The organism is Bacillus cereus, from assembly GCF_015071065.1.
Lineage (GTDB): Bacteria > Bacillota > Bacilli > Bacillales > Bacillaceae_G > Bacillus_A > Bacillus_A cereus_BA.
In genome coordinates, this window is record NZ_VOVA01000092.1 from 1 (window position 1) to 476 (window position 476).

The following is a 476-nucleotide window of genomic DNA, read 5'->3' on the forward strand; positions in this document are numbered from 1 at the left end:
TTTTTATTAACGGGAAGTGGCTCAGCTTGGTAGAGCACCTGGTTTGGGACCAGGGGGTCGCAGGTTCAAATCCTGTCTTCCCGATATTTCAACATATGGGGCCTTAGCTCAGCTGGGAGAGCGCCTGCCTTGCACGCAGGAGGTCAGCGGTTCGATCCCGCTAGGCTCCACTTATTTGAATATCACTTATGGCGGTGTAGCTCAGCTGGCTAGAGCGTACGGTTCATACCCGTGAGGTCGGGGGTTCGATCCCCTCCGCCGCTACCATAAAGGACCTTTAGCTCAGCTGGTTAGAGCAGACGGCTCATAACCGTCCGGTCGTAGGTTCGAGTCCTACAAGGTCCACCACTCAAAGTTCATATCTCGGAGGTATACCCAAGTTCGGCTGAAGGGATCGGTCTTGAAAACCGACAGGCGGCGAGAGTCGCGCGGGGGTTCGAATCCCTCTACCTCCTCCATTTTTTCTAAATTAAATA

At 53.6% G+C, this 476-nt stretch carries 5 tRNA genes; all 5 read left to right on the forward strand.

What is annotated here, in order from left to right:
* Positions 1–10: 10 nt before the first annotated feature.
* Positions 11–84, forward strand: a tRNA-Pro gene (locus FT637_RS29625).
* Positions 85–97: 13 nt separating this feature from the next.
* Positions 98–170: transfer RNA gene (locus FT637_RS29630), tRNA-Ala, on the forward strand.
* Between the two features lie 20 nt (positions 171–190).
* Positions 191–267 (forward strand) — tRNA-Met (locus FT637_RS29635).
* Between the two features lie 4 nt (positions 268–271).
* Positions 272–348, forward strand: a tRNA-Ile gene (locus FT637_RS29640).
* 17 nt (positions 349–365) lie between these two features.
* A tRNA-Ser gene (locus tag FT637_RS29645) sits at positions 366–458 on the forward strand.
* Positions 459–476 lie beyond the last annotated feature (18 nt).